This is a genomic window from Variovorax sp. PBL-H6, from assembly GCF_901827155.1.
Taxonomy (GTDB): Bacteria; Pseudomonadota; Gammaproteobacteria; order Burkholderiales; family Burkholderiaceae_C; genus Variovorax.
In genome coordinates, this window is the sequence record NZ_LR594659.1 from 3,686,840 (window position 1) to 3,709,822 (window position 22,983).

The following is a 22,983-nucleotide window of genomic DNA, read 5'->3' on the forward strand; positions in this document are numbered from 1 at the left end:
TGGAACTTCTCGCTGTGGTTGGATGGACAACCAGCAACCCCAAAACAAACGGCCCGTTGCTGGTGCGAACGGGCCGTGTGATGGATTCGCTTGCGCGCTCTACCGTCTCCGCCCGTAGGGGATCAGTAGTAGGGCCAGCGAAATCTTGTTCATGGAAGTCGCGAATGTAGCACAGGCCAAATCACTTGTGCAGCCCGCGCTCGTCGGGTTCGTCGGTCGAGATGCTGATCACGCTCACGGGCTGTCCCTTGGCCTTGCGCCAGCCGTAGACCACGTAGCCGCTCAACCCGTAGGCCACGAACAAGCCGAACAGCACCGTCGGCGGATGGATGTTGATCACTGCGATGGCCAGCGCGATCAGCACGATCACGGCGAAGGGCACGCTCTTCTTCACCTGGATGTCCTTGAAGCTGTAGAAAGGTGCGTTCGTCACCATCGTGAGGCCCGCATAGAGCGTGAAGGCGAAGGTGATCCAGGTGATCTGGTGCCAGGACAGATACAGCACCTCGCCGCCGCGCTTGCCCCACTCGGTCATCAGCCAGATGAAGCCTGCCACCAGCGCCGCCGCCGCGGGGGAAGGCAGGCCCTGGAACCAGCGCTTGTCGACCACGCCGGTGTTGACGTTGAAGCGCGCCAGCCGCAGCGCGGCGCAGGCGCAGTAGACGAAGGCCGCAATCCAGCCCCAGCGCCCCAGGCCCTTGAGCGACCATTCGTAGGCGATCAACGCCGGCGCGGCGCCGAAGGACACCATGTCCGACAGCGAATCCATCTGCTCCCCGAACGCACTCTGCGTGTTGGTCATGCGCGCCACGCGGCCGTCCAGGCTGTCGAGGATCATGGCCGCGAATACGCCGAGTGCCGCGAGGTCGAAGCGCCCATTCATCGCCATCACGACCGAGTAGAAACCCCCGAACAGCGCCGCCAGTGTGAACAGGTTCGGCAGGATATAGATTCCCTTGCGGCGCTTGCGCGGCGCGAGGTCTTCGGGGAGCGTGTCGTCATGCATGGATCGGCGCAGTGTAGTTCAGCTGTTCTCGGTGCCTCAAAGAAAAGGGCCACCTCGCGGATGGCCCTTGTCGAGTCGGAAGAACCGATCAGTTGCGGGTCTGGTCGACCAGCTTGTTCTTCTTGATCCAGGGCATCATTGCGCGCAGCTTCTCGCCGACCACCTCGATCTGGTGCTCGGCGTTCAGGCGGCGGCGGCTCATCAGCGTGGGGGCGCCACCAGCGTTCTCGAGCACGAAGCTCTTGGCGTACTCGCCCGTCTGGATGTCCTTCAGGACCTGCTTCATCACCTTCTTGGTTTCCTCGGTCACGATGCGCGGACCCGTCACGTACTCGCCGTACTCGGCATTGTTCGAGATCGAGTAGTTCATGTTGGCGATGCCGCCTTCATAGATCAGGTCGACGATCAGCTTGAGTTCGTGCAGGCACTCGAAGTAGGCCATCTCTGGCGCGTAGCCGGCTTCCACCAGCGTCTCGAAGCCGGCCTTGATGAGCTCCACGGTGCCGCCGCACAGCACGGCCTGCTCGCCGAACAGATCGGTCTCGGTCTCTTCGCGGAAGTTGGTCTCGATGATGCCGGCCTTGCCGCCGCCGTTGGCGGTCGCATAGGACAGGGCCAGGTCGCGCGCCTTGCCGCTCTTGTCGGCATGCACGGCGATCAGGTGCGGCACGCCGCCGCCCTGGGTGTACGTGCTGCGCACGGTGTGGCCTGGGGCCTTGGGCGCCACCATCCACACGTCGAGATCGGCGCGCGGCTGCACGAAGCCGTAGTGCACGTTGAAGCCGTGCGCGAACACCAGCGAGGCACCCTCCTTTATGTTGGGGGCGACATCGTTCTTGTAGACGGTGGCGATCTGCTCGTCCGGCAGCAGGATCATCACCACGTCGGCCGACTTCACGGCATCCGCCACTTCGGCGACCTTGAGACCCGCCTTCTCGACCTTGGGCCAGGAAGCGCCGCCCTTGCGCAGGCCGACGACGACCTTCACGCCGCTGTCGTTGAGGTTCTGCGCGTGCGCATGGCCCTGGCTGCCGTAGCCGATGATCGCCACGGTCTTGCCCTTGATCAGGCTCAGATCGGCGTCCTTGTCGTAATAGACCTTCATGGTGCTTGCTCCTTCGTAGATTCGGTGAATGTGTGGGTGGGGCTTGTCAAACGCGCAGGATGCGCTCGCCGCGGCCGATGCCGCTGGCGCCGGTGCGGACGGTCTCGAGGATGGCGCCGCGGTCGATGGCCTCGAGGAAGGCATCGTTCTTGCCGTGATCGCCGGTCAGCTCGATGGTGTAGCTCTTGTCGGTCACGTCGATGATGCGGCCACGGAAGATCTCGGCCATGCGCATCATCTCCTCGCGCTCCTTGCCGACCGCGCGCACCTTCACCATCATGAGCTCGCGCTCGGTGTAGGCGCCCTCGGTCAGGTCGACGACCTTGACAACCTCGATCAGGCGGTTGAGATGCTTGGTGATCTGCTCGATCACGTCGTCGGAACCGGCCGTCACGATGGTCATGCGCGACAGGCTCGCGTCTTCGGTGGGTGCGACGGTGAGCGATTCGATGTTGTAGCCGCGGGCAGAAAAGAGGCCAACGACGCGGGAGAGTGCACCGGGCTCGTTCTCGAGCAGCACGGCAATGATGTGTTTCATGTCAATACGGGACTCCTCTTTTCGCCGCCCTCCCCCGCGCACGGTAATGCGCGGGCTCGACGGACAATAGATTCATCCGCAGTAAAAATATTAAAGAAGGAGCCGGCCCGCTTCGAAGACCGGCTTGTCGTCCGTCACAAATCCTCGGAGCCCAGCAGCATTTCGGTGATACCCATGCCTGCTTTCACCATCGGGAACACGTTCTCGGTGGGGTCGGTGCGGAAGTCCATGAACACCGTCCGATCCTTCAGCTTGCGCGCCTCGCGCAGTGCGGGCTCCACGTCCTGAGGCCGTTCGATGAGCATGCCCACGTGGCCGTACGCCTCGGCGAGCTTCACGAAGTTGGGCAGCGCATCCATGTAGCTGTGGCTGTAGCGGCCGGAATATTCGATCTCCTGCCACTGGCGCACCATGCCCAGGTAGCGGTTGTTCAAGGAAACAATCTTGATCGGCGTGTTGTACTGCAGGCAGGTGGACAGCTCCTGGATGCACATCTGCACCGAGCCCTCGCCCGTGACGCAGAACACCTCTGCCTCGGGCTTCGCCAACTTGATGCCCATTGCATAGGGAATGCCCACGCCCATGGTGCCGAGCCCGCCGGAGTTGATCCAGCGGCGAGGTTCGTCGAAGCGGTAGTACTGCGCCGCCCACATCTGGTGCTGACCCACATCCGAGGTGATGTAGGTGTCGGTGCCCTTGGTCATGTTCCAGAGCGTCTCGACCACATGCTGCGGCTTGATCACGTCCTTGTTGCCGCGGTCGTACTTGAGGCAGTCCTTGTTGCGCCAGCCCTCGATGGTGTCCCACCAACTGGCGAGGGCGGCCGAATCGGGCCGGGTGCTGCTTTCCTTGATCATCGAGATCAGTTCGGTCAGCACTTCCTTCACGTCGCCCACGATCGGGATGTCGACCCTCACCCGCTTCGAGATGCTCGAGGGGTCGATGTCGATGTGGATGATCTTGCGCTCGTTCTGAGCGAAGTGCTTCGGGTTGCCGATCACGCGGTCGTCGAAACGCGCGCCGACGGCCAGCAGCACGTCGCAGTTCTGCATCGCGTTGTTGGCCTCGATGGTGCCGTGCATGCCCAGCATGCCGAGGAACTTGCGGTCGGATGCCGGATAGGCGCCCAGGCCCATCAGCGTGTTCGTGACCGGGTAGCCCAGCATGTCGACCAGTGCCCGGAGCTCGTTCGTCGCATTGCCGAGCAGCACGCCACCGCCGGTATAGATATAGGGACGCTTGGCCGAGAGCAGCAGTTGCAACGCCTTGCGGATCTGGCCGCCATGGCCCTTGCGCACCGGGTTGTACGAGCGCATGTCGACCTTGTCGGGATAGCCGCTGTAGCTCACCTTCTTGAAAGACACGTCCTTCGGCACGTCCACCACCACCGGGCCCGGACGCCCGCTGCGCGCAATGTGGAAGGCCTTCTTCATCGTCATGGCGAGATCCTTGGGATCCTTGACGAGGAAGTTGTGTTTGACGATCGGGCGCGTGATGCCCACGGTGTCGCATTCCTGGAAAGCATCCAGGCCGATGGCTGCCGTCGGGACCTGGCCCGAGATGATCACCATGGGGATGCTGTCCATGTAAGCAGTCGCAATACCGGTGACTGCATTGGTCAGGCCCGGCCCCGAGGTCACGAGTGCCACGCCGACTTCGCCGGTGGCGCGCGCAAAGCCGTCGGCCGCATGCACTGCTGCCTGTTCGTGGCGCACGAGCACGTGCTGGATGGTGTCCTGCTTGTAGAACGCGTCGTAGATGTAGAGAACCGCGCCGCCCGGATAGCCCCAGACGTACTGGACGCCTTCGGCCTGCAGTGCCTTGACCAGCACCTCGGCGCCCATGAGTTCTTGTGTTTGGCTGCCGGTAACGGCTGCCGCGGAAGCGAGTTCCGCCTTTGACATTTCCATGATCAACCTTTGCGTTTTTTCGGGCACGAAAAACCTTGGGTGCTTCTTCGCAAGCTCTTGTGAAGCCGCGTCGAAACTTGAGGCCAAAGCCATGAGCGGACTTGTCGTACCGCCGGACCGTGACCCGTTTGCCTTTTGACTTGCAGCGTGGATTATGACATCGGAAAACTGCCGGACGCCGCACGCACGGCTGCAACAGGCGCGCAGGCATAATCCGCGGCGACAAAAACGCCCTGTCTCCGAGACCACTCCCCACACGGTGCTCACTGCGCCGGACTCGCTTGGCCACTGAACAAGAACTCTCCGATTTCCTGAAAGGCGTCGAACGGCGCGCCTTCAAGCGCACGGTCTACCACGTGCGGGACGAGGAAGCCGCTCTCGATATCGTGCAGGACAGCATGATGAAGCTGGCCGAGCACTACGGGGACAAGCCGCCCAACGAAATCCCGCTGCTGTTCCAGCGCATCCTCTCGAACTGCACCCTGGATTGGTTCCGGCGCCAGAAGACCCGGCGGGCTCTCTTCTCGAACATGAGCGACTTCGAGACCATCGCAGAGGACGGCGAATTCGACTTGCTCGAACATTTCACCGTCAATTCGGACACCCGGGAAAGCGAAAGCGCCGAGGACACCACCCGCCGCGCCCAGATTTTTCACCAGATCGAGGAACAAATTGCCGCTTTGCCGGGTCGTCAACGCGAGGCCTTTTTGATGCGTTACTGGGAAGAGATGGACGTCGCCGAGACGGCCGCTGCAATGGGATGCTCCGAAGGCAGCGTCAAAACCCACTGTTCGCGCGCCGTCCACGCCCTGAGCAAGGCACTCAAGGCCAAGGGAATTTCGCTATGAATACAACGCTTTCGACCTCTGCCGCGACCGAAGAGCAGTTCGGCCGCCTGGTGGCCGCGCGGCTTTCGGCCGGCGCCCAGGATCTCCCGCACGAGTTCAGCGAGCGCCTGCGCGCCGCACGCACGCAGGCGGTGGCTCGCCGCAAGGTGGTGCGCGTGCTGCAAACGGCCCCTGCCGTGGTGTCGAATGGCAGTACCGCGGCGTTGGGCGGTGGCTGGTGGACGCGGATCGGCTCGATCGTCCCGCTGATCGCGCTCGTGGCGGGCCTCATTGTCATCACCACGCTCCAGGAGGACAGCCGGACCAACGAGCTCGCCGAAGTCGATGCAGCGCTGCTGACCGACGACTTGCCGCCTGCTGCCTATACCGACCCCGGGTTCGCCCAGTTCCTGAAGTCCGAGGGCACCGCCGCCCAGCACTGAATCCGCGTCCCTGCACATGCCACCACGCCCTCGCTTCCACGCGCCCAGTCCGCTGCGCCGGCTGCTGCCGAGTGCGATAGGGGGTGCGTGCGTGCTTCTGGTGTTCGCCCTCGCAGGCACCGCTGTGGCGCCCGCGGGCGCCCAGGTCCCGGCTCAAGGTGCAAGCTCTTCAACCTCCTCGGCGGCGTCGAAGCCGGCAACGTCATCCAAGCCCTTGTGGCGGGATCTGAGCGCTCGCCAGCAGCGGGCCCTGGAGCCGCTCGCGTTGCACTGGAACAGCCTGACCGAGCCCCACAAGCGCAAGTGGCTGGCCCTTTCGCGCAACTACGCCAAGCTGTCTCCGGCCGAGCAAGAGACCCTGCACAGCCGGATGACCGAGTGGGCCACGCTCAGCAACCAGCAACGCTCGCAGGCTCGCCTCAATTTCGCCGACGTGAAGCAGATTCCGGTCGACGAACGCAAGGCCAAGTGGGAGGCCTACCAGGCGCTCAGCGAGGAAGAAAAACGCGAACTGGCCGCGCGTGCCAAGCCTCGCCCTGGCGCCGCGGTGTCGATTCGGCCGGTTCCGGAACAGAAGTTGGTCGTGCTGCCCACCGGGACGCCTGACGCGCAACACACGCCGCGTATCCAGCTGGCGCCGCAGATGTCCACGTTGCCGTCCTCTCCTGCACGGCCATCAGCAGTGGGTCCGGCGGTGACACGTGTGGCGGCCCCGACAGCCGGCCCGCCCGTCGCCGCGGAGGCGCAGGTGCCGGCGCCTTCCGCCCCAGCTGCCCCGGCGGATGCCTCGATCTCGGCCACGTCTCCGGTCCGCACCAGCCAACAGCCGCCTGCCGCGCCGTGATACAAGCTGCCGATGCCTTCCAGTTCCTCCGACAGCGCCGGCGCCCGCAGCACGGGCTTTCCTGATCCCTCCGCTTCCGCCATTTCTTCCGAACTGAGCGCACCCGGCCTGTGGCGGCGCATGGCTTGCTGGCTCTACGAGGGCATGCTGCTGTTCGCCGTGGTGTTCGTTGCGGGCTGGCTGTTCAGCACGCTGGGTCAGATGCGCGACGCAATGGATTCACGCCGGCACCTGCTGCAGGCGTTCCTGTTCGTCGTGTTCGGCGTCTACTTCGTCTGGTTCTGGTCCAAGGGGCAGACGCTGGCCATGAAGACCTGGGGGATTCGCGTGGTCGATCGGCTCGGGCGCCCGCTCACGCAAGGGCGCGCGCTGATGCGCTATCTGCTCTCCTGGATCTGGTTCCTGCCGCCGCTGGCCACCATCGCCCCCTTCAGGCTGGGCGGTGGCGAATCCGCGGTGCTGATCTTCGGCTGGGTGATCGTGTGGGCGCTACTTTCGCGCTTTCATCCCGAACGCCAGTTCTGGCACGACGCCTGGGCCGGCACCCGCCTGGTCCCCTCCAAACCCTTGAGCCGCAGATGAGCAGCGTCAACAACCCTGTCAATCCACAGAAGGCGCGGCGCGGCCTGAGCCGCATCTGGCACGCCACCCTCATCTCCGTCGACGGCTTCCGCGCCGGTTGGAACGAGGCTGCTTTCCGCCAGGAAGTGCTGTGCGCCGCCGTCTTGGTGCCGGCCGCCTTCTGGCTCGGCCAGACCTGGTTCGAAACTGCGCTCCTCGCGGCGGTGGTGATACTGGTGATGATCATCGAGCTGCTCAACAGCGGCATCGAGGCGGCTATCGACCGGGTGGGCCCGGAATGGCACTCCTTCTCGAAGAGCGCAAAGGACCTGGGCAGCGCCGCGGTGCTGCTGTCCATCCTCCTGTGCTGCGGCATCTGGTTCGCTGCGTTGTGGCATCGCTTCTCCGGCTAGCGCGAACTGCTCCGATGCAAGCCGCGCGTCATTCGACGGCGGCATGATCGGGAAATGACCCCTTCTTTTTCGATTTGCGTGTATTGCGGTTCGCGTCCGGGCGAGCGGCAGGAATTTTCGGCGGCGGCCCAGTCAGTCGGCCGCTGGATCGGCGAACACGGCGGCCAGCTGGTCTACGGCGGCGGCCGCACCGGACTGATGGGCACGGTAGCGGAAGCGGCGCGCGCCAGCGGCGCACGCGTGGTGGGCATCATCCCGAAGGCGCTGGTCGACAAGGAGCTCGCCAACCCCCTGTGCGACGAGCTGCACGTGGTCGACACCATGCATGAGCGCAAAGCCATGATGGGGGAGCGTGCCGATGCCTTCATCGCCCTGCCGGGCGGCATCGGCACCTTCGAGGAACTGTTCGAGATCTGGACTTGGCGCCAACTCGGTTACCACGACAAGCCCGTCGGCATCCTCGACGTGGCGGGCTACTACAGCGGGCTGCTCGGCTTCCTGGCCCACAGCGTGCGCGAGGGCTTCATGGGCGAATGGCAGATGGGGTTGATCCGGTCGGGAGACAAAGCGCCGGCACTGCTCGAAGCGCTGGTCGAGGAGGCCCGCCGCCATCCGCGGGGCGACAAGCTCGCCGAGGTGCTGTGACAGCCTAGACGGCCTGCTCGTCTTCCTCGCCGGTGCGTATGCGCACCACGCGCTCGACGTTGGTCACGAAGATCTTGCCGTCCCCGATCTTGCCGGTGCGCGCGGCGGCGACGATGGCATCGACACAACGGTCCAGGTCGGCCTCGTTGACCACCACTTCGACCTTCATCTTCGGCAGGAAGTCGACCACGTATTCGGCGCCGCGGTAGAGCTCGGTGTGGCCCTTCTGTCGGCCGAAACCCTTGACCTCCGTGACGGTGAGCCCGGTGACGCCGACTTCGGCCAGCGCCTCGCGCACGTCGTCGAGCTTGAACGGTTTGACGATGGCGGTGATTTGCTTCATAGGGTCTCTTTCTTTCCGCGATTTCGTTGAACTTGCTTGCAATAGGGTAGCGCCAATGGGCGCCGAAGCGGTGACGGCCTGCCCGGATGCCCTCGGTGCCTTCGTCGTCCTGCATGTAGCGTGCCAGGGGCGCGCGAGTCGAAAAAGATTATGTCATTCGCCTTTCTCCACTGAAGGCTTGGGAAGGGCACCGCGCGCACCATCGCGGGGGCTGATACGCTCGGCAGGCCATGCGCTCTGGTTCCTCTCCCACTGGTCTCTTCTCCTCGTTGCTCCCCTGGCTCCACAACCAAGCCTACGTGCTGCTGGTGTTCACCACGCTGATCTGGGGCGCCAACGCGGTGGCCGCCCGGTTGGCAGTCGGCGAGGTCTCGCCGATGATGCTGACCTTCTCGCGGTGGATCGTCTGCTGCCTGGCGCTCGGCCTGTGCGCGCGCCGGCAGATCGCACTGCACTGGCGCAGCCTGCTTCCCTCCTGGCGCTTCATCACGGTAATGGGTACGCTGGGCTTCACCGGCTTCAACGCCCTGTTCTACGCCGCGGCGCACCACACGACGGCCATCAACATCGCGATCATCCAGGGCACCATTCCAGTGCTCGTGCTGCTGGGCAGCCTGCTCTTCTTCCGCACCCGCGTCGGCGGACTACAGCTGGTAGGCGTGGCGCTCACGCTCGCGGGCATCGTCGTGGTGGCCTCGCGCGGCCATCCCGCGCTGCTGTCCGAGCTAGGTTTCAACATCGGCGACGTCTGGATGATCGTGGCCAGCATGCTCTACGCCGCCTATGCCCTGGGCCTTCGCCGGCGCCCCGACGTGCCGGCTGTGGTCTTCTTCGCGGCCAGCGCGGCAGTGGCTTGCCTGGTGTCGGTACCGCTCCTCGTGGCGGAGATCGCCATGGGCGATTTCTTCGTGCCCACGCCCACGGGCTGGGCACTGGTGCTGTTCGTCGGGCTGCTGCCTTCTTTCGTCTCGCAGATCACCTTCATCCACGCCGTGGGGCTGATCGGTCCCGCGCGCGCGGGGGTTTTCCTCAATCTGGTGCCGATCTTCGGGCCGCTGCTCGCGGTGCTCGTGCTCGGCGAGGCGCTGTCGCTCTACCACGCGGTAGCGTTGGCCCTGGTGCTCGGGGGCATCTACATCGCCGAGACGACCGGCCCGCGCGGCCGCTGACGGGAAGCCCTTGACCGACCCCGTCGTCCGCATCCATGGCGCCATCTCCGAGATCGACGCCACCGCCTGGGACAGCCTGCTGGCCGCGCAGGACGCGCCCTCTCCCTTCATGCGTCATGCCTACCTGCAAGCCCTGGAGCAAAGCGACAGCGCCTCGCCCCAGAGCGGTTGGGCGCCGCGCTTTCTGACGGTGTGGCGCGGCCGCAAGCTGGCCGCAGCCTGCCCGATGTACCTCAAGGGCCACTCCTACGGCGAATATGTATTCGACTGGGCCTGGGCCAACGCTTACCAGCAGCATGGGCTGGCCTACTACCCGAAAGCCGTGGTGGCGGTGCCCTTCACTCCGGTTCCCGGAACGCGCCTGCTGGCCCGCGACGCCGCCAGCCGCGCCTTGCTGGTGCAGGCGCTGCTCGCCTGGTGCAAGGAGGAAGAACTCTCTTCGCTGCACCTGCTCTTCGGCGCCGACGAGGACATCGAGGCCTGCGCAGATGCCGGGCTGATGCTGCGGCACACCGTCCAGTTTCACTGGACGAACATAGCCCACGCGCTCGGCACCGACGTGTCCTCGCGGTCCCCCGAGGGGGCGCGTTCCGCCTTGGGACGGCCCGGCGGCGGAAACATAGCCCCACGCTCGGCACTGACGTGTCCTCGCTGCCCCCGAGGGGGCGCGTTCCGCCTTGGGGCGGCCCGGCGGCGGAACGGCCTGGAAGGATTTCGACGCCTTCCTCGCCAGCCTCTCCCACGACAAGCGCAAGAAGATCCGGCAGGAGCGCCGCAAGGTACACGACGCTGGCGTGCGCTTCCGCTGGTCGCGCGGCGCCGACATCGGCGAAGCCGATTGGGACTTCTTCTACCGCTGCTACGCCCGAACCTACCGGGAGCACGGCAACCCGCCCTATTTGAAACCCGAGTTCTTCGGCCGCATGGCCGAGGACATGCCCGAGGCCTGGCTGCTGTTCATCGCGGAGCGCGGCGGCAAGCCCATTGCCAGCAGCCTGATTGCGCTGTCTGCCGACGCCTCGGTTGCCTACGGCCGCTACTGGGGCGCGCTCGAGCGCGTGGATTGCCTGCACTTCGAGGCCTGTTATTACCAGCCGCTCGCCTGGTGCATCGAGCACGGCGTGCAGCGTTTCGAGGGCGGCGCACAGGGCGAGCACAAGATGGCGCGCGCCCTGATGCCGGTGAAGACCACGAGCGCACACTGGCTCGCGCACCCCGCCTTCGCCGACGCGGTGGAGCGCTTTCTCGATCGCGAGGACGAGGGCATTGCGAACTACCTCGACCACCTGGGCGAGCGCAGCCCTTTCCGGCACGCCGAGTAGGCCGCCCGCTCAAACGCCCGGGACCGATGCGCTCGTGAACAAACCCCGAGCTCACGTCCTGGCTCGTCGGGCGTACGCCTTCCGGGCCGTTCGCAGGCGATGAAGGTCCTGCTCAACTTCGACTGAGTTCGAAGAGTGAAACGTCAGCCCTTCTTGAAGTTCGCGATCCCGTCCACGATCTCCTTCTTCGCAGCGTCGATGCCTTCCCAGCCCAGCACCTTCACCCACTTGCCCTGCTCCAGGTCCTTGTAGTGCTCGAAGAAGTGCGTGATGGCTTTCAGGCGCATCGGATTCACGTCCTCGACCTTCTTCCAGTGGCTGTAGATCGGCAGCACCTTGTCGGTGGGCACCGCGAGCACCTTCCCGTCGACGCCGGCCTCGTCTTCCATCATCAGGATGCCGATGGGCCGGCAGGGCACCACCACGCCCGGCACCAGCGCCCATGGGGTGATGACCAGCACGTCCACCGGATCGCCGTCGCCCGAAAGCGTCTGCGGCACGTAGCCGTAGTTGGTCGGATAGTGCATGGCCGTCGTCATGAAGCGGTCGACGAAGATCGCGCCCGACTCCTTGTCGACCTCGTACTTGATCGGATCGGCGTTCATCGGGATCTCGATGATGACGTTGAAGGCCTCGGGGGCGTCTTTGCCGGGGGAAACTTTGCCGAGTGACATAGGGCTGTCTTGTAGTGGATAAGTGTTAGAGGGATTCGGACAAACCCGAAGTTTACTTTCCGTGTCACGCACCGGTCGCACCAAACGAGACTTTTGCCTGTAAATTGGTCCCGTTGGCCAATCGGCCCCGCCTTTTTCAGGCATCGGGGCTTCGAGGAAGCAACGCGGCGGAAGCACTGACCCGTACGCGTTGCGCACAGGGAAGGTGCTTTCGTCTCCACAAGTCACAACGAACGAATGGAGAAGCAAAGGCATGATCGGCAACACCCCTCTCGTCCTCGCGATCGTCTGCGGCCTCGTGGCCGTGGGCTATGGCTTCTGGGCGCGCAGCTGGATACTCTCGAAGGACCCGGGCAATGCCCGAATGCAGGAGATCGCGGCCGCGATCCAGACCGGCGCGGCGGCCTACCTGGCCAAGCAGTACCGCACCATCGCCATCGTGGGCCTCGTGCTCGCGATCCTCATCGGTGTCTTCCTCGATGTCACCACCGCGATCGGCTTCATCATCGGTGCCGTGTTGTCGGGCGCCTGCGGCTTCATCGGCATGAACGTCTCCGTGCGCGCGAACGTGCGCACCGCGCAGGCCGCCACGCAGGGCATCGGCCCGGCGCTGGACGTCGCATTCCGCGGTGGCGCCATCACCGGCATGCTGGTGGTGGGGCTGGGCCTGCTGGGGGTCACGGCCTTCTTCTGGTTCCTCGCAGGAAACGGGCAGCTGACGCCCGACACCAAGCTGGCCACACTTCTCAATCCATTGATCGGTTTCGCCTTCGGCTCCTCGCTGATCTCGATCTTCGCGCGGCTGGGGGGCGGCATCTTCACCAAGGGCGCTGACGTCGGAGCCGACCTCGTGGGCAAGGTCGAGGCCGGCATTCCCGAGGACGACCCCCGCAACCCGGCCGTGATCGCCGACAACGTGGGCGACAACGTCGGCGACTGCGCCGGCATGGCGGCCGACCTGTTCGAGACCTATGCGGTGACGCTGATCGCGACCATGGTGCTGGGAGCGCTCATGGTGGCGGCGGCGCCGGTCAACGCGGTGCTCTATCCGCTGGCGCTGGGGGCCGTGTCGATCATCGCCTCGATCATCGGCTGCTTCTTCGTGCGCGCCTCGCCCGGCATGGTCAACGTGATGCCGGCGCTCTACAAGGGTTTGGCGGTGGCAGGCATCCTGTCGCTCATCGCCTTCTGGTTCGTCACGCAGTGGCTCATCCCGGACAACGCCATCGCGGCCTCGGGCAGCCAGCTCAAGCTCTTCGGCGCCTGCTTCGTCGGTTTGGCGCTGACCGCCGCGCTGGTGTGGATCACCGAGTTCTACACCGGCACCCAGTATTCGCCGGTGCGACATATCGCGCAGGCTTCGACCACGGGCCACGGCACCAACATCATCGCGGGCCTGGGGGTGTCGATGCGCTCCACCGCCTGGCCGGTGATCTGCGTCTGTATCGCGATCCTGGCCTCCTACATGCTGGCGGGCCTTTACGGCATCGCGGTGGCGGCGACGGCCATGCTGAGCATGGCGGGCATCGTGGTGGCGCTCGATGCGTACGGGCCGATCACCGACAACGCCGGTGGCATTGCCGAGATGGCAGAGCTGCCGGCCAGCGTGCGCAACATCACCGACCCGCTGGACGCGGTAGGCAACACGACCAAGGCCGTGACCAAGGGCTACGCCATCGGGTCGGCCGGCCTGGCCTCGCTCGTGCTTTTCGCCGACTACACGCACAAGCTCGAGACCTACGGCCAAGCCATCAGCTTCAACCTGAGCGAGCCGATGGTGATCGTGGGCCTTTTCATCGGCGGCCTGATTCCCTACCTGTTCGGCGCCATGGCGATGGAGGCCGTGGGCCGCGCGGCCGGCTCGGTGGTGGAGGAAGTTCGCCGCCAATTCCGAGAGATCCCCGGCATCATGGAAGGCACCGGCAAGCCCGAATACGGCCGCGCCGTGAGCATGCTGACCGGCGCCGCGATCAAGGAGATGATGATTCCCAGCCTGCTGCCGGTGGTGGTGCCGATCCTGGTCGGCCTGCTGCTGGGACCGAAGGCGCTGGGCGGGCTCCTGATGGGCACCATCGTCACTGGCCTGTTCGTCGCAATCTCGATGTGCACCGGCGGCGGCGCCTGGGACAACGCCAAGAAGTACATCGAGGATGGCCACCATGGCGGCAAGGGCTCCGAGGCGCACAAGGCGGCCGTGACCGGCGACACCGTGGGCGACCCCTACAAGGACACGGCCGGCCCGGCGGTGAACCCGCTGATCAAGATCATCAACATCGTGGCGCTGCTCATCGTGCCGCTGGTGGTCAAGTTCCACGCCGGTGACGTGAGCGCGATGACGCCGCCCGCCACCTCGCCTGCTGCGGTGGTTGCTCCGGCGCCGCCACTGGCACCGGCACCTGCTGGCGAAGCGAAGTGAGCCTTCTGCAAATGGGCCGGCGCGTCGGAGGCAACTGTCCGCCGGCGCACGCGGCGCTCAGTTCAGGCCGTGGGCCGGCAGTGCGCCCTGGTCTGTGCGCAGCGGCACGCCCTGGAGCGTGTCGAAGTCGGACGGCGACTCCGGTGGACGCGTCTCTTCCATCTCGTGCAGCGAGGCGACCCAGCGGCCGGCCGCAGAGTCCGCAGGCTCATCGTTGGTGAAGATGCCGTCGCGGATATAGAAAGTCTCGCCAGCGGGCCGCTCGGTGTGCAACTCGAGCAGGCGCGCGATCGGAAAGGTGTAGGTGACCAACTTCTCCTTGGTCTTGCGATCCTTGCCGCCGCAATTGAAGAAGCCCTCGGCGGCGATGACGATGCAGGAGCCGTCGACTTCCGCCTCCGCTTCGCCGCCGAGCCGCCATACCGCGGTGGGCAACCTCACCCGCACCTTGTCGATGACGAGGTCGCGCTGGCGGTTGAGCGCCGTGAGCGGCGGGACCAGCGAACGCAATTGCCGCAAGCGCTCGGCAAAGTTGTCGTCAACGGTGAACTCCACGTGATGCGTGGCGCCACCCGAGCGCTTGACGACCTGCATGACGACATGACGGGCAGGCCGGCTCATGGCAGTCCGGCCTTTCTGTCAAGGACGCGCCCCAACCAATAGCAGCGAATGGTTTTAAGCGGATTCATTTCTTCGACCGTGAATTGGGAACTTTTGTATTGAAGCAAATATTTGCATCAATTGTTTCCAACTGTAGATCGAATCTCGCGCTTTTGGTAGCCGGTTTGCAGAGTCGAGTGGATTGCTCAACTACATCTCAAACCGTACCGGACCGAAGCTGCCCTGAGCGCACGAAGCACCTGGCACGGCACTCCTGGATATCAAAAGCGATCTATGCCGCTGCCGACTCTGCCTCGTCCAGCGCCTTGCAGGAAGGCGCGCAGACCGTTTGGGACTTGCCCAGGAACTGGCGCGTGCGCATTTGCGACCGCACGCGGTGCTTGCCACAGAGAAAGCAGGACATGGTTGCGCCGCTGAACGAGGCCGACGCCCGGAAGGGGGATCCGGAAGCCTTGGCCTTGTAGCGCAGGCCATCGGCGACGATGGCAGTCTTGACCTCAGCCTTGGCCATGGGTGGCATCCGGCTCGGCACGGCGCATGACGCGCTGGATTGCATCCTTGGCCGCCAGCTCCGCAGCGAGCGAGGCGTCCAGGCCGGAGCGGCACAGGCCAGCGTGCTGGTAATTGAGGTTCTCGTACACCTCGGCGGCAGCAGGATACGCGTCCAGCAACTTGCCCAGCCCGTCGCCGGGGGCGACGTCGCGGAACTCGTCGACGAGGTGCATCACGACCGAGCGGTACTGCTCTGCGCCCACTGGCACGGGGCTGTGCTCGAGCCGCTCGAGGAGCTGGGCCAGCACATGCGTCACCGCCAGGTCGGTCTTGGGCGCCGGGGATTGGGTAGCGTTCATGCAGGGCATTTGGGGCGGGGATGCCGTATTACAAGTGGGCCGCGCACGGTGCAGCCACCGTAGCGGATGCCGCGCGCGGGCTGGAGCGGACATGGTGCCACAAGGCTTACAACAGCATCTCAGGCACGATCGGCGCGATCAACCTGTTGTAGAAGCGCTGGAAGAAGGTCGCCTCCGGCTCGGCGGTCAGAACAATCTCTTTCTCGCCATCGGTCGTCAGCCATTCGAGCCGGCCAGTGCCCTTGGCCAGCCGCAGGCGGTAGGAGTTCTGGACCCGGCTCACGTTGATGACCCGCAGCATCTCGCGTGCCAGCTGCGGGCTGTCGATCAGCATGCCCATTTCGGTGTTCTGCGTGGCCGAGCGCGGGTCGAGGTTGGCCGAGCCGATCATGACGCGCGACCGGTCGATGGCCGCCGTCTTGGCGTGCAGCCGCCCCAGCGAGCTGCCGAAGGAGCCGAAGCGCACGCTCGCGGTCGTGCGCTCGGGGCTCAGTTCGTAGAGGTCGGCGCCGGATTTCAGCAGGCGCTCGCGATATCGCATGTAGCCCGTGTGGACCAGCGGCTCGTCGTTGGCTGCCAGCGAGTTGGTCAGGAGCACGAGCTTGACCTTGCGCCTGCCCAGTTCCTCGAAGGCGGCCATGTCCTTTTCGCCGGGCACCAGGTAGGGTGAGGTCATCTGCACCTCCTGCTTGGCCTCGAACAGGACGCTCCATATCCGCATCGTGACGCTGGTGGCCAGCGCCTCGTCGGCGGTCATCGTCGCGGGCTTGGTCGGCGGATCGGCCACGGCATGGGCCACGCCCCACAGCAGGCCCATGCGTCCCTCATCGAGCTCCTCGGAGATCGGGCCGTACCCCAGGATGTCGTTGGGCGGCAGCACGATCTTCGGCGCCGGCGCGGCCATGCCGACCCATGCATCGAATTCGGCGGTGCCAGGCGTCGTGCCGCCCTGGCCGCGCACGATGTCGGCGATGGGCCAGACCTGCTCGCTGTTCCAGTAGGCGTCGAAGATGGCCTCGAGTTGCGGCAGCGCCTTGCCCACCACCACCGCGTCCATGTCGATGAAGTTCTGCGCCTCGCTCAGCACGAAATACTCGTCGGCGATGTTGCGCCCCCCCACCACCGCCATCACGCCGTCGGCGATGAACAACTTGTTGTGCATCCGGTGGTTGAGCCGCACGATTTCGCTCGGCGAAGCGGCAAAGCGCGAGAGGAAGCCGTCGCGCCCGCAGCAGAAGGGATTGAACAGCCGCACCTCGACATTGGGGGTCTGCGACAGCGCCAGCAGCAGGTACTGGCTCTTGGCGGTGTAGAGATCGTCCACCAGGACCCGCACCTTGACGCCACGGGCCGCGGCTTCGCGCAGCGAACGCATCAGCAGCCGACCGACGCCGTCGTTCTCGAGCTGGTAGTACTGCACCACGAGGGAGCGCTCGGCCCGCTTCGCGAGCTGGATGCGCGCGTCCAGCGAATACACGCCCAGCGGCATCAGGCGAAAGCCGGAATGCTCGCCTGGCGGCGTGGACGCAGCCACCACCTTGGCCAGCGTGGTCGACGGATCGGCCGGCGTGGCGAATGCCGCGGGCCGCTCCCGGGCCGGCGGGAGCGAGCCGCAGGCCCCGAGCCCCGCGGCGAGCGCGCAGAGCAGCGTCAGGCGCAGCAGACGGACCCATGCGTTCATGATCTTTCCCCTTTTGGAGTTGTTCCGGATACGGTGCCGCGGGCAAACTGGTTCACTCTGCCGCACAACTGCCGTCCGGGCTCTAGAATTTCGCGATGCCTCTTCCCGGAGTTACACCATGACCCGACGGATTCTCGCGCGTCTCGCTGCCCTTGGCCTTGCAGGCATCGGTCTTTCTCCCGCCTTCGCGGCCCTGGACATCGGCGATCCGGTGCCCAAGTTCACCGCAACCGCCGCGCTGGGTGGCAAGACCTTCAACTATTCGCTGTCCGACGCGCTGGCCAAGGGCCCCGTGGTGGTGTATTTCTTCCCGGCCGCCGGTACCACCGACTGCAACATCGAGGCGCATGCCTTCGCCGAGGCCATGGAACAGTTCGAAGCGGCGGGCGCCACTGTCATCGGCGTTTCGGCCGACGACATCGACACACTGAAGGATTTCTCGGTCAAGCAGTGCCAGAGCAAGTTTCCGGTAGCTGCCGACCGATCGAAGACAGTGATCGAAGGTTTCGACGCTCTGATGCAGACGCGCCCCGACTTCGCCAACAGGCTGTCCTACGTGGTTGCGCCCAACGGCACGGTCGCCTATTACTACCAGAACCTCAACCCGGACAAGCACGTGGAACGCATGCTCAATGCCCTCAAGGCGCTGCCGAAGCAGACCGCCAAACGCTAGCTGGCAGTCCTCCGGCGGGGCGGGCCGCCTTCGCGCACAATTTCAGCCATGCAGCTCCACTACATCGCCAACGAGAACGTCCCCTCCTCCTCCGGCCGCACCCTCCCCGTCCTCGACCCGTCCGACGGCCAGCCCTTCGACGAGCTGCAGCGGGGCAACGCAGCCGACATCGATGCGGCCGTGCGCGCCGCGCGCGACTGCTTCGAGGGCAACTGGCAGAAGCTCAGCGCGGCCGAACGCGGCCGGCTGCTCTACAGGCTGTCGCAGAAGATCGCCGAGCACACCGACGAGCTGGCGTTGCTCGAGCAGCGCGACTGCGGCAAGCCTGTCAAGCAGGCGCGCGCCGATGCGCTGGCGCTGGTGCGCTATTTCGAGTTCTACGCCGGCGCCTGCGACAAGCTGCACGGCGAGACCATCCCCTACCAGGAGGGCTACAGCGTATTCACCTGGCGCGAGCCGCACGGCGTTACCGGCCACGTCATTCCGTGGAACTACCCGATGCAGATCTTCGGCCGCAGCGTCGGCGGCGCGCTCGCCGCAGGCAACGTCTGCGTGGTGAAGCCTTCGGAAGACGCCTGCCTGTCGCTGATCCGCGTCGCGCAGCTGGCGGCGGAGGTCGGCTTCCCGCCCGGCGCCATCAACATCGTGACCGGCTACGGCCACGAGGTAGGCGACGCGCTGGCCCGGCACCCGGGCATCGACCACATCAGCTTCACGGGCAGTCCCAAGGTCGGCACACTGATCCAGCAGGTCGCGGCCGAACGCCACTGCCCCGTCACGCTGGAGCTGGGCGGCAAGAGCCCGCAGATCATCTTTGCCGATGCCGACCTGGGCGCGGCCATCCCGGTGCTGATCAACGCCATCGTGCAGAACGCCGGCCAGACCTGCTCGGCCGGCTCGCGGGTGCTGGTCGAGCGCGAGATCTACGAGCTGTTGCTGGAGCGCCTGGGCCAGGCCTTCGAGGCACTGCGCGTCGGCCCTGCCGCCATGGACCTGGACGTCGGCCCGCTGATCCGCCAGACCCAGCAGCAGCGCGTCTGGGACTTCCTGTCCGACGCGCAGCACGCCGGAATCCCCATGGTGGCTCAGGGCGTCGTGGTCGACGAGGCGCCCCAGACCGGCTTCTACCAGGCGCCCACCTTGCTGCGCGACGTCCCGGTGACGCACCGGCTGGCGCAGGAAGAAGTCTTCGGCCCGGTGCTCGCGGCGATGTCCTTCCGCGACGAAGACGAAGCCGTAGCGCAGGCCAACGCCACCCAGTTCGGCCTCGTTGCCGGCATCTGGACGAAAGACGGCGCGCGCCAGTTCCGCATGGCCAGACGCGTGAAGAGCGGCCAGGTCTTCGTCAACAACTACGGAGCCGGTGGTGGCGTGGAGCTCCCCTTTGGCGGCGTCAAGTCCTCCGGCTACGGCCGCGAGAAGGGCTTCGAGGCACTCTACGGCTTCACCACCCTCAAGACGGTGGCCGTGCGGCACGGCTGAGCATCGGCCCAGCGCGCTATCCAGCAGCATCATCGGCACGAAGCCGACCATCAACCTGCCGTCGCGAAGGCCTCGTGGCCTTTGCGGTGGAACTCCAGGATGATCTCGTGGCTGATCACGAAGCGCACCGCCCCCGCCGCGAAAAGCACAGCGGGAATCGGTCGAAACCGCCAAGGGCGCACGTCGGCAAGGCGCATCACACCTGACGCGCGCATCAAGGGACGCGCGTCGAGCGCCCAGCCGCATTCCCCGGCCGCGACTTCGCCACCTCGGCAGGCCCCGACCTGCGCCACCATTTCTCGATCTCGACCGTCGCGAAGACCAGGGCCGCGCATGCAAGGCATATCGCCAGTTCGCCGATGGCCAGCGCTTCGGTGCGAAAGACTTTCTGCAGCGGCGGCAGGTAGACCACCGCCAGTTGAAGCAGGAAGGTTGAGAGCACGGCGCCGGCCAGCGGCCAGTTGCTGCCCAGCCCTTGCGTGAAGATCGAGTCACTTTCCGAACGGATGGCCAGCACATAGGTCATCTGCGAGAGCGTCAGAACCGTGAACACCATGGTCTGCCAATGCATCCCCGTCGCCAGGGCCCAGGCCTGGACGCCCAGGCACAACGCGCCGATCAGGAGTCCGACCCACAGCGCGTGCTGCCAGAGGCCACCGGCGAACAGGCTCTCTCCGGGCGGGCGCGGCGGCCGCTGCATGACGCCGCGTTCAGCCGGTTCGGCAGCGAGTGCCAGTCCGGGCAGGCCGTCGGTGACCAGGTTCACCCACAGGATATGCAGAGGCAGCAGCGGGATCGGCATCCCCACGAGCGGCGCAAGCACCAGGGTCCAGGTCTCCGCCGAATTGCCGGTGATGGCGTAGCGGACGAACTTGCGGATGTTGTCGAAGATGCGCCGGCCCTCGCGCACGGCAGCCACGATGCTGGCAAAGTTGTCGTCCAGCAGAACCAGGCTCGCCGCTTCGCGTGCAACATCGGTCCCGCCGCGGCCCATGGCGACTCCGATGTCGGCCTGCTTGAGCGCCGGCGCGTCGTTGACGCCGTCCCCCGTCATCGCGACGAACCGGCCCCGGGACTGCAGCGCGCGCACGATGCGGATCTTCTGGGCCGGGTCGACTCGCGCGTACACGCGCACGTCGTCAGCCAACCGTTGCAGCGCCAAGTCGTCCAGCGCAGCGAGTTGCGACCCCGTCAGGACCATCGAGCCGGTCTCGGCGATGCCGACTTCCCGCGCGATGGCAAGCGCGGTCGCCGGATGGTCGCCGGTGATCATCACGGGCGTGATGCCCGCCGAGCGGCAATCGGCGACGGCGGCCTTCGCCTCGGGTCGCGGCGGGTACTGCCAGGCCCACGAGGCCCAGCAGGACCAGATCGGTCTCGACCAGCTCCGAGGACTGCCCGCTTGGATCCTGCGTGCACACGCGACGAGCCAGTGCGAGAACGCGCAGGCCCTGCTCAGCCATCGCCCCCGCCGCGGCGAGTGCCTGAGCAACGTCGAGCGGGTCTTCCTGCTGCCCCGCAGCAACGCGTGTGCAACGCGGCACCAACGTCTCAGGCGCTCCCTTGACGACGACGAGCCAGCCCTGGCCATCCCGATGCAAGGTGCTCATCCGCTTGCGTCCGGCGTCGAACGGCCATTCGTGCAGACGAGGCTGGGCACGGCGCACCGCTTGGGCGTCGGTCCCGCCGGCCTGGGCCGCTTCGACCAGTGCAGTCTCGGTCGGGTCGCCGACCCACGCGCCGCCGGCGTCCGGAGCGGCGTCATTGCACAGCACGGCCGCGTTCCACAGCGCCTGCGGCGTCCCGCCGCCGGGAAACTCGACAACCTGCACCTGCATGCGGTTCTGCGTCAGCGTACCGGTCTTGTCCGAGCAGATGACGCTGACCGATCCCAGCGTCTCCACGGAGGGCAGACGCCGCACCAGGGCGTTCACCTTCACCATCCGGCGGGCACCCAGGGCAAGCAGCACGGTCACGATGGCCGGCAGCGCCTCCGGAATCGCCGCCACCGCAAGGCTGATCGCCGTGAGCGCCATCAGGAGCAACGGCTCGCCATTGAGCACGCCGATGCCGAAAAGCAGCCCGCAAATGCACAGGACAATGAGGGACAGTCGCATGCCGAAATCAGCCAGGCGCAGTTGCAGGGGGGTTCTTCGCGCGCCGGTGTCGCGCAACAAGCCGGCGATGCGTCCCAGTTCGGTCCTCGGTCCGGTGGCGACCACCAGGCCTTCCCCGCGCCCATGGCTGACCAGCGTTCCCTTGAAGGCCATGTTGAGCCGGTCGCCAGTTGGATGCTGGCCCTCCGGAAGGCGGGCGTTGTGCTTCTCCACGCTGACGGATTCCCCGGTCAGCATGGACTCGTCCACGCGCAATTGCGCCGTCCGATGAAGCCGCAGGTCGGCAGGTACCAGATTGCCCGCCTCCAGAAGCACCACGTCACCCGGCACCAGGTCGGCCGTGTCGATCGCCTGGGCACAACCATTGCGCCGCACGGTCGCATGAGCCGCGGCCAGCCGCTTCAATGCGTCCAGCGCCCGTTCCGCGCGCCACTCCTGCGTGAGGCCGACCGCTGCGTTGAGCAGAACGATGACCGCGATGGCGATGGTGTCCGCGAAATCTCCGATGAAGCCGGACAGCAGCGCTGCCGCAATCAGCACCAAGACCATGAAGTCGCGCAGCTGTTCTAGCAGCCGCCTGGCCCAGCTGCGCGGGACAGCCTCGGGCAACCGGTTCTCCCCGTAGCGGCCTTGTCGCTGCATCACCTGTTCCGAGGTCAGGCCGAACTGCGGATCGACCTCCAGACTGGCGGCAAGTGCCTCCGCAGAATGCAGGTGCGCGTCATCGGTCAACAGGCCACGATCGGACCCCGTGACGATCGCGACGGGATCATGGCTCACGCTTCGGCAACGGCAGGCGATGCCGCCGCGAAGCCGCCTTCCTCATCTTCCGGCTGGCCTCTCACCAGCAGCACGGGAACCGGAGACATGCGCAGCACCTGCTCGGCATCGCTGCCCAGCAGCGCTCGCGCAACGCCATGACGCCCGTGCGTGCCGATCACGATGAGCTCGGCCTTCCATGCCTTCGCCTGCTCGACGACCACCTCCGAGACACGGCCGGCGAGCGAGGTGAAGAGGGCGCTCTCCGCCTCGATCCCGGCTAGGCGCGCGCGCTCCCTCCCCTGTTCGAGGACTTGCCTGCCCGCTATCGCCATCAGTGGAACCACGTCACCGCTGTACGTGGCGAAAGTCTCGAAGCCGGTCACATACTTCAGCTCGTCCACCACGTGAACAAGCCGCAGCGTCGCGCGTGTCAGCTTGGCTAGATGCAGCGCCTCGTCCAGGCCTCGCAACGAGGTCGTGCTGCCGTCGATCGGGACAAGGATGCGCTGGTACATGGCGGGCTCCGGCTGCAGAAGAATTGGCCGCCAGTTTCGCCGTGCGGGCTCGCGCCGGGCTTGAT

22 protein-coding genes and 3 pseudogenes are annotated in these 22,983 nt (G+C 65.8%); 11 read left to right on the top strand and 14 right to left on the bottom strand.

All coding sequences use genetic code 11. From position 1 onward, the window contains the following. Positions 1-181 precede the first annotated feature (181 nt). From pssA to G3W89_RS17400, 4 genes are all read right to left on the bottom strand, one after another. Entirely contained in the window at positions 182-1,006 is an 825-nt protein-coding gene (gene pssA, locus G3W89_RS17385) for a CDP-diacylglycerol--serine O-phosphatidyltransferase (RefSeq protein ID WP_162575350.1), read from the bottom strand. Positions 1,007-1,094: 88 nt separating this feature from the next. After that, positions 1,095-2,111: a ketol-acid reductoisomerase gene (gene ilvC, locus G3W89_RS17390; protein ID WP_162575351.1), complete on the bottom strand. Its 1,017-nt coding sequence runs from the start codon at positions 2,109-2,111 to the stop codon at positions 1,095-1,097. 46 nt (positions 2,112-2,157) lie between these two features. After that, the gene (ilvN, locus tag G3W89_RS17395) at positions 2,158-2,649 is read right to left on the bottom strand and encodes an acetolactate synthase small subunit (protein ID WP_068683703.1); all 492 of its coding nucleotides are present in this window, start codon (positions 2,647-2,649) and stop codon (positions 2,158-2,160) included. Positions 2,650-2,783: 134 nt separating this feature from the next. Beyond that, the gene (locus tag G3W89_RS17400; protein WP_162575352.1) at positions 2,784-4,559 is read right to left on the bottom strand and encodes an acetolactate synthase 3 catalytic subunit; all 1,776 of its coding nucleotides are present in this window, start codon (positions 4,557-4,559) and stop codon (positions 2,784-2,786) included. 281 nt (positions 4,560-4,840) lie between these two features. On the opposite strand from G3W89_RS17400, the gene G3W89_RS17405 reads away from it, so the two are divergent. Genes G3W89_RS17405 through G3W89_RS17430 form a run of 6 tightly spaced genes read left to right on the top strand, consistent with a single transcriptional unit; the run spans position 4,841 to position 8,292 of the window. Next, positions 4,841-5,407 (top strand): RNA polymerase sigma factor, encoded by a 567-nt coding sequence (locus G3W89_RS17405; RefSeq protein ID WP_162575353.1) that lies wholly within the window; start codon positions 4,841-4,843, stop codon positions 5,405-5,407. After that, positions 5,404-5,829 (top strand): DUF3619 family protein, encoded by a 426-nt coding sequence (locus tag G3W89_RS17410; RefSeq protein ID WP_162575354.1) that lies wholly within the window; start codon positions 5,404-5,406, stop codon positions 5,827-5,829. The genes G3W89_RS17405 and G3W89_RS17410 overlap by 4 nt, the downstream gene beginning before the upstream one ends. Positions 5,830-5,845: 16 nt before the next feature. Beyond that, entirely contained in the window at positions 5,846-6,673 is an 828-nt protein-coding gene (locus tag G3W89_RS17415) for a DUF3106 domain-containing protein (protein ID WP_162575355.1), read from the top strand. A 12-nt stretch (positions 6,674-6,685) separates the two neighbouring features. Beyond that, positions 6,686-7,255, top strand: a complete 570-nt coding sequence (locus G3W89_RS17420) for an RDD family protein (protein WP_162575356.1) — start codon at positions 6,686-6,688, stop codon at positions 7,253-7,255. Then, complete coding sequence (locus G3W89_RS17425; RefSeq protein ID WP_162575357.1) at positions 7,252-7,647, top strand: diacylglycerol kinase; 396 nt, start codon at positions 7,252-7,254, stop codon at positions 7,645-7,647. The genes G3W89_RS17420 and G3W89_RS17425 overlap by 4 nt, the downstream gene beginning before the upstream one ends. A 54-nt stretch (positions 7,648-7,701) precedes the next feature. Further along, positions 7,702-8,292 (top strand): TIGR00730 family Rossman fold protein, encoded by a 591-nt coding sequence (locus G3W89_RS17430; protein ID WP_162575358.1) that lies wholly within the window; start codon positions 7,702-7,704, stop codon positions 8,290-8,292. A 4-nt stretch (positions 8,293-8,296) separates the two neighbouring features. Here G3W89_RS17430 and G3W89_RS17435 read toward each other — a convergent pair whose 3' ends face one another. Further along, the gene (locus G3W89_RS17435; RefSeq protein WP_162575359.1) at positions 8,297-8,635 is read right to left on the bottom strand and encodes a P-II family nitrogen regulator; all 339 of its coding nucleotides are present in this window, start codon (positions 8,633-8,635) and stop codon (positions 8,297-8,299) included. A 230-nt stretch (positions 8,636-8,865) separates the two neighbouring features. Between G3W89_RS17435 and G3W89_RS17440 the strand changes: the two genes are divergently transcribed. Then, a complete protein-coding gene (locus G3W89_RS17440) occupies positions 8,866-9,804 on the top strand; it encodes a DMT family transporter (protein WP_162575360.1) in 939 nt (312 codons plus the stop codon). 10 nt (positions 9,805-9,814) lie between these two features. Continuing rightward, a pseudogene (locus G3W89_RS17445) lies at positions 9,815-11,126 on the top strand (GNAT family N-acetyltransferase). 143 nt (positions 11,127-11,269) lie between these two features. On the opposite strand, the gene ppa reads toward G3W89_RS17445, so the two are convergent. Then, the gene (gene ppa / locus G3W89_RS17450) at positions 11,270-11,800 is read right to left on the bottom strand and encodes an inorganic diphosphatase (RefSeq protein ID WP_162575361.1); all 531 of its coding nucleotides are present in this window, start codon (positions 11,798-11,800) and stop codon (positions 11,270-11,272) included. A gap of 253 nt (positions 11,801-12,053) precedes the next feature. Between ppa and G3W89_RS17455 the strand changes: the two genes are divergently transcribed. Continuing rightward, a complete protein-coding gene (locus tag G3W89_RS17455) occupies positions 12,054-14,216 on the top strand; it encodes a sodium-translocating pyrophosphatase (RefSeq protein ID WP_162575362.1) in 2,163 nt (720 codons plus the stop codon). Between the two features lie 57 nt (positions 14,217-14,273). Here G3W89_RS17455 and G3W89_RS17460 read toward each other — a convergent pair whose 3' ends face one another. From G3W89_RS17460 to G3W89_RS17475, 4 genes are all read right to left on the bottom strand, one after another. After that, positions 14,274-14,837, bottom strand: coding sequence for a hypothetical protein (locus G3W89_RS17460; RefSeq protein WP_162575363.1), 564 nt, complete (start codon positions 14,835-14,837; stop codon positions 14,274-14,276). A gap of 271 nt (positions 14,838-15,108) precedes the next feature. Continuing rightward, entirely contained in the window at positions 15,109-15,348 is a 240-nt protein-coding gene (locus tag G3W89_RS17465; RefSeq protein WP_162575364.1) for a hypothetical protein, read from the bottom strand. After that, complete coding sequence (locus G3W89_RS17470; protein ID WP_174258269.1) at positions 15,335-15,688, bottom strand: hypothetical protein; 354 nt, start codon at positions 15,686-15,688, stop codon at positions 15,335-15,337. The genes G3W89_RS17465 and G3W89_RS17470 overlap by 14 nt, the downstream gene beginning before the upstream one ends. 106 nt (positions 15,689-15,794) lie before the next feature. Next, positions 15,795-17,369 carry a phospholipase D family protein gene (locus G3W89_RS17475; protein ID WP_162575366.1) on the bottom strand — a complete coding sequence of 525 codons (1,575 nt, stop codon included), beginning with the start codon at positions 17,367-17,369 and terminating at the stop codon, positions 15,795-15,797. A gap of 118 nt (positions 17,370-17,487) precedes the next feature. Between G3W89_RS17475 and G3W89_RS17480 the strand changes: the two genes are divergently transcribed. Next, entirely contained in the window at positions 17,488-18,042 is a 555-nt protein-coding gene (locus G3W89_RS17480; RefSeq protein WP_162575367.1) for a peroxiredoxin, read from the top strand. A 48-nt stretch (positions 18,043-18,090) separates the two neighbouring features. Next, complete coding sequence (locus G3W89_RS17485; protein ID WP_162575368.1) at positions 18,091-19,524, top strand: aldehyde dehydrogenase family protein; 1,434 nt, start codon at positions 18,091-18,093, stop codon at positions 19,522-19,524. A gap of 6 nt (positions 19,525-19,530) precedes the next feature. Here the strand turns inward: G3W89_RS17485 and G3W89_RS17490 are convergent. From G3W89_RS17490 to G3W89_RS17500, 4 genes and pseudogenes are all read right to left on the bottom strand, one after another. After that, positions 19,531-19,670 (bottom strand): annotated as a pseudogene (locus G3W89_RS17490) (ZIP family metal transporter); the annotation flags it as partial. Between the two features lie 68 nt (positions 19,671-19,738). Then, positions 19,739-21,115 (bottom strand): cation-translocating P-type ATPase, encoded by a 1,377-nt coding sequence (locus G3W89_RS33320; protein ID WP_232076593.1) that lies wholly within the window; start codon positions 21,113-21,115, stop codon positions 19,739-19,741. After that, positions 21,108-22,421, bottom strand: a pseudogene (locus G3W89_RS33325) (cation-translocating P-type ATPase); the annotation flags it as partial. The gene G3W89_RS33320 and the pseudogene G3W89_RS33325, both read right to left, overlap by 8 nt. After that, positions 22,418-22,918, bottom strand: a complete 501-nt coding sequence (locus tag G3W89_RS17500; protein ID WP_162575369.1) for a universal stress protein — start codon at positions 22,916-22,918, stop codon at positions 22,418-22,420. The gene G3W89_RS17500 and the pseudogene G3W89_RS33325, both read right to left, overlap by 4 nt. Positions 22,919-22,983: the final 65 nt, after the last annotated feature.

Excerpts from the sequence above, each read along its gene's own strand:
- G3W89_RS17460 (WP_162575363.1), bottom strand. The coding sequence starts at position 14,837 with ATGAGCCGGCCTGCCCGTCATGTCGTCATGCAGGTCGTCAAGCGCTCG.
- G3W89_RS17425 (WP_162575357.1), top strand. The coding sequence starts at position 7,252 with ATGAGCAGCGTCAACAACCCTGTCAATCCACAGAAGGCGCGGCGCGGC.
- ilvN (WP_068683703.1), bottom strand. The coding sequence starts at position 2,649 with ATGAAACACATCATTGCCGTGCTGCTCGAGAACGAGCCCGGTGCACTC.
- G3W89_RS17440 (WP_162575360.1), top strand. The coding sequence starts at position 8,866 with ATGCGCTCTGGTTCCTCTCCCACTGGTCTCTTCTCCTCGTTGCTCCCC.
- G3W89_RS17435 (WP_162575359.1), bottom strand. The coding sequence starts at position 8,635 with ATGAAGCAAATCACCGCCATCGTCAAACCGTTCAAGCTCGACGACGTG.
- G3W89_RS17430 (WP_162575358.1), top strand. The coding sequence starts at position 7,702 with ATGACCCCTTCTTTTTCGATTTGCGTGTATTGCGGTTCGCGTCCGGGC.
- ilvC (WP_162575351.1), bottom strand. The coding sequence starts at position 2,111 with ATGAAGGTCTATTACGACAAGGACGCCGATCTGAGCCTGATCAAGGGC.
- G3W89_RS17465 (WP_162575364.1), bottom strand. The coding sequence starts at position 15,348 with ATGGCCAAGGCTGAGGTCAAGACTGCCATCGTCGCCGATGGCCTGCGC.
- G3W89_RS17455 (WP_162575362.1), top strand. The coding sequence starts at position 12,054 with ATGATCGGCAACACCCCTCTCGTCCTCGCGATCGTCTGCGGCCTCGTG.
- G3W89_RS17400 (WP_162575352.1), bottom strand. The coding sequence starts at position 4,559 with ATGGAAATGTCAAAGGCGGAACTCGCTTCCGCGGCAGCCGTTACCGGC.
- G3W89_RS17415 (WP_162575355.1), top strand. The coding sequence starts at position 5,846 with ATGCCACCACGCCCTCGCTTCCACGCGCCCAGTCCGCTGCGCCGGCTG.
- G3W89_RS33320 (WP_232076593.1), bottom strand. The coding sequence starts at position 21,115 with ATGGCCAGGGCTGGCTCGTCGTCGTCAAGGGAGCGCCTGAGACGTTGG.
- G3W89_RS17470 (WP_174258269.1), bottom strand. The coding sequence starts at position 15,688 with ATGAACGCTACCCAATCCCCGGCGCCCAAGACCGACCTGGCGGTGACG.
- pssA (WP_162575350.1), bottom strand. The coding sequence starts at position 1,006 with ATGCATGACGACACGCTCCCCGAAGACCTCGCGCCGCGCAAGCGCCGC.
- G3W89_RS17485 (WP_162575368.1), top strand. The coding sequence starts at position 18,091 with ATGCAGCTCCACTACATCGCCAACGAGAACGTCCCCTCCTCCTCCGGC.
- G3W89_RS17475 (WP_162575366.1), bottom strand. The coding sequence starts at position 17,369 with ATGAACGCATGGGTCCGTCTGCTGCGCCTGACGCTGCTCTGCGCGCTC.
- ppa (WP_162575361.1), bottom strand. The coding sequence starts at position 11,800 with ATGTCACTCGGCAAAGTTTCCCCCGGCAAAGACGCCCCCGAGGCCTTC.
- G3W89_RS17410 (WP_162575354.1), top strand. The coding sequence starts at position 5,404 with ATGAATACAACGCTTTCGACCTCTGCCGCGACCGAAGAGCAGTTCGGC.
- G3W89_RS17480 (WP_162575367.1), top strand. The coding sequence starts at position 17,488 with ATGACCCGACGGATTCTCGCGCGTCTCGCTGCCCTTGGCCTTGCAGGC.
- G3W89_RS17420 (WP_162575356.1), top strand. The coding sequence starts at position 6,686 with ATGCCTTCCAGTTCCTCCGACAGCGCCGGCGCCCGCAGCACGGGCTTT.
- G3W89_RS17500 (WP_162575369.1), bottom strand. The coding sequence starts at position 22,918 with ATGTACCAGCGCATCCTTGTCCCGATCGACGGCAGCACGACCTCGTTG.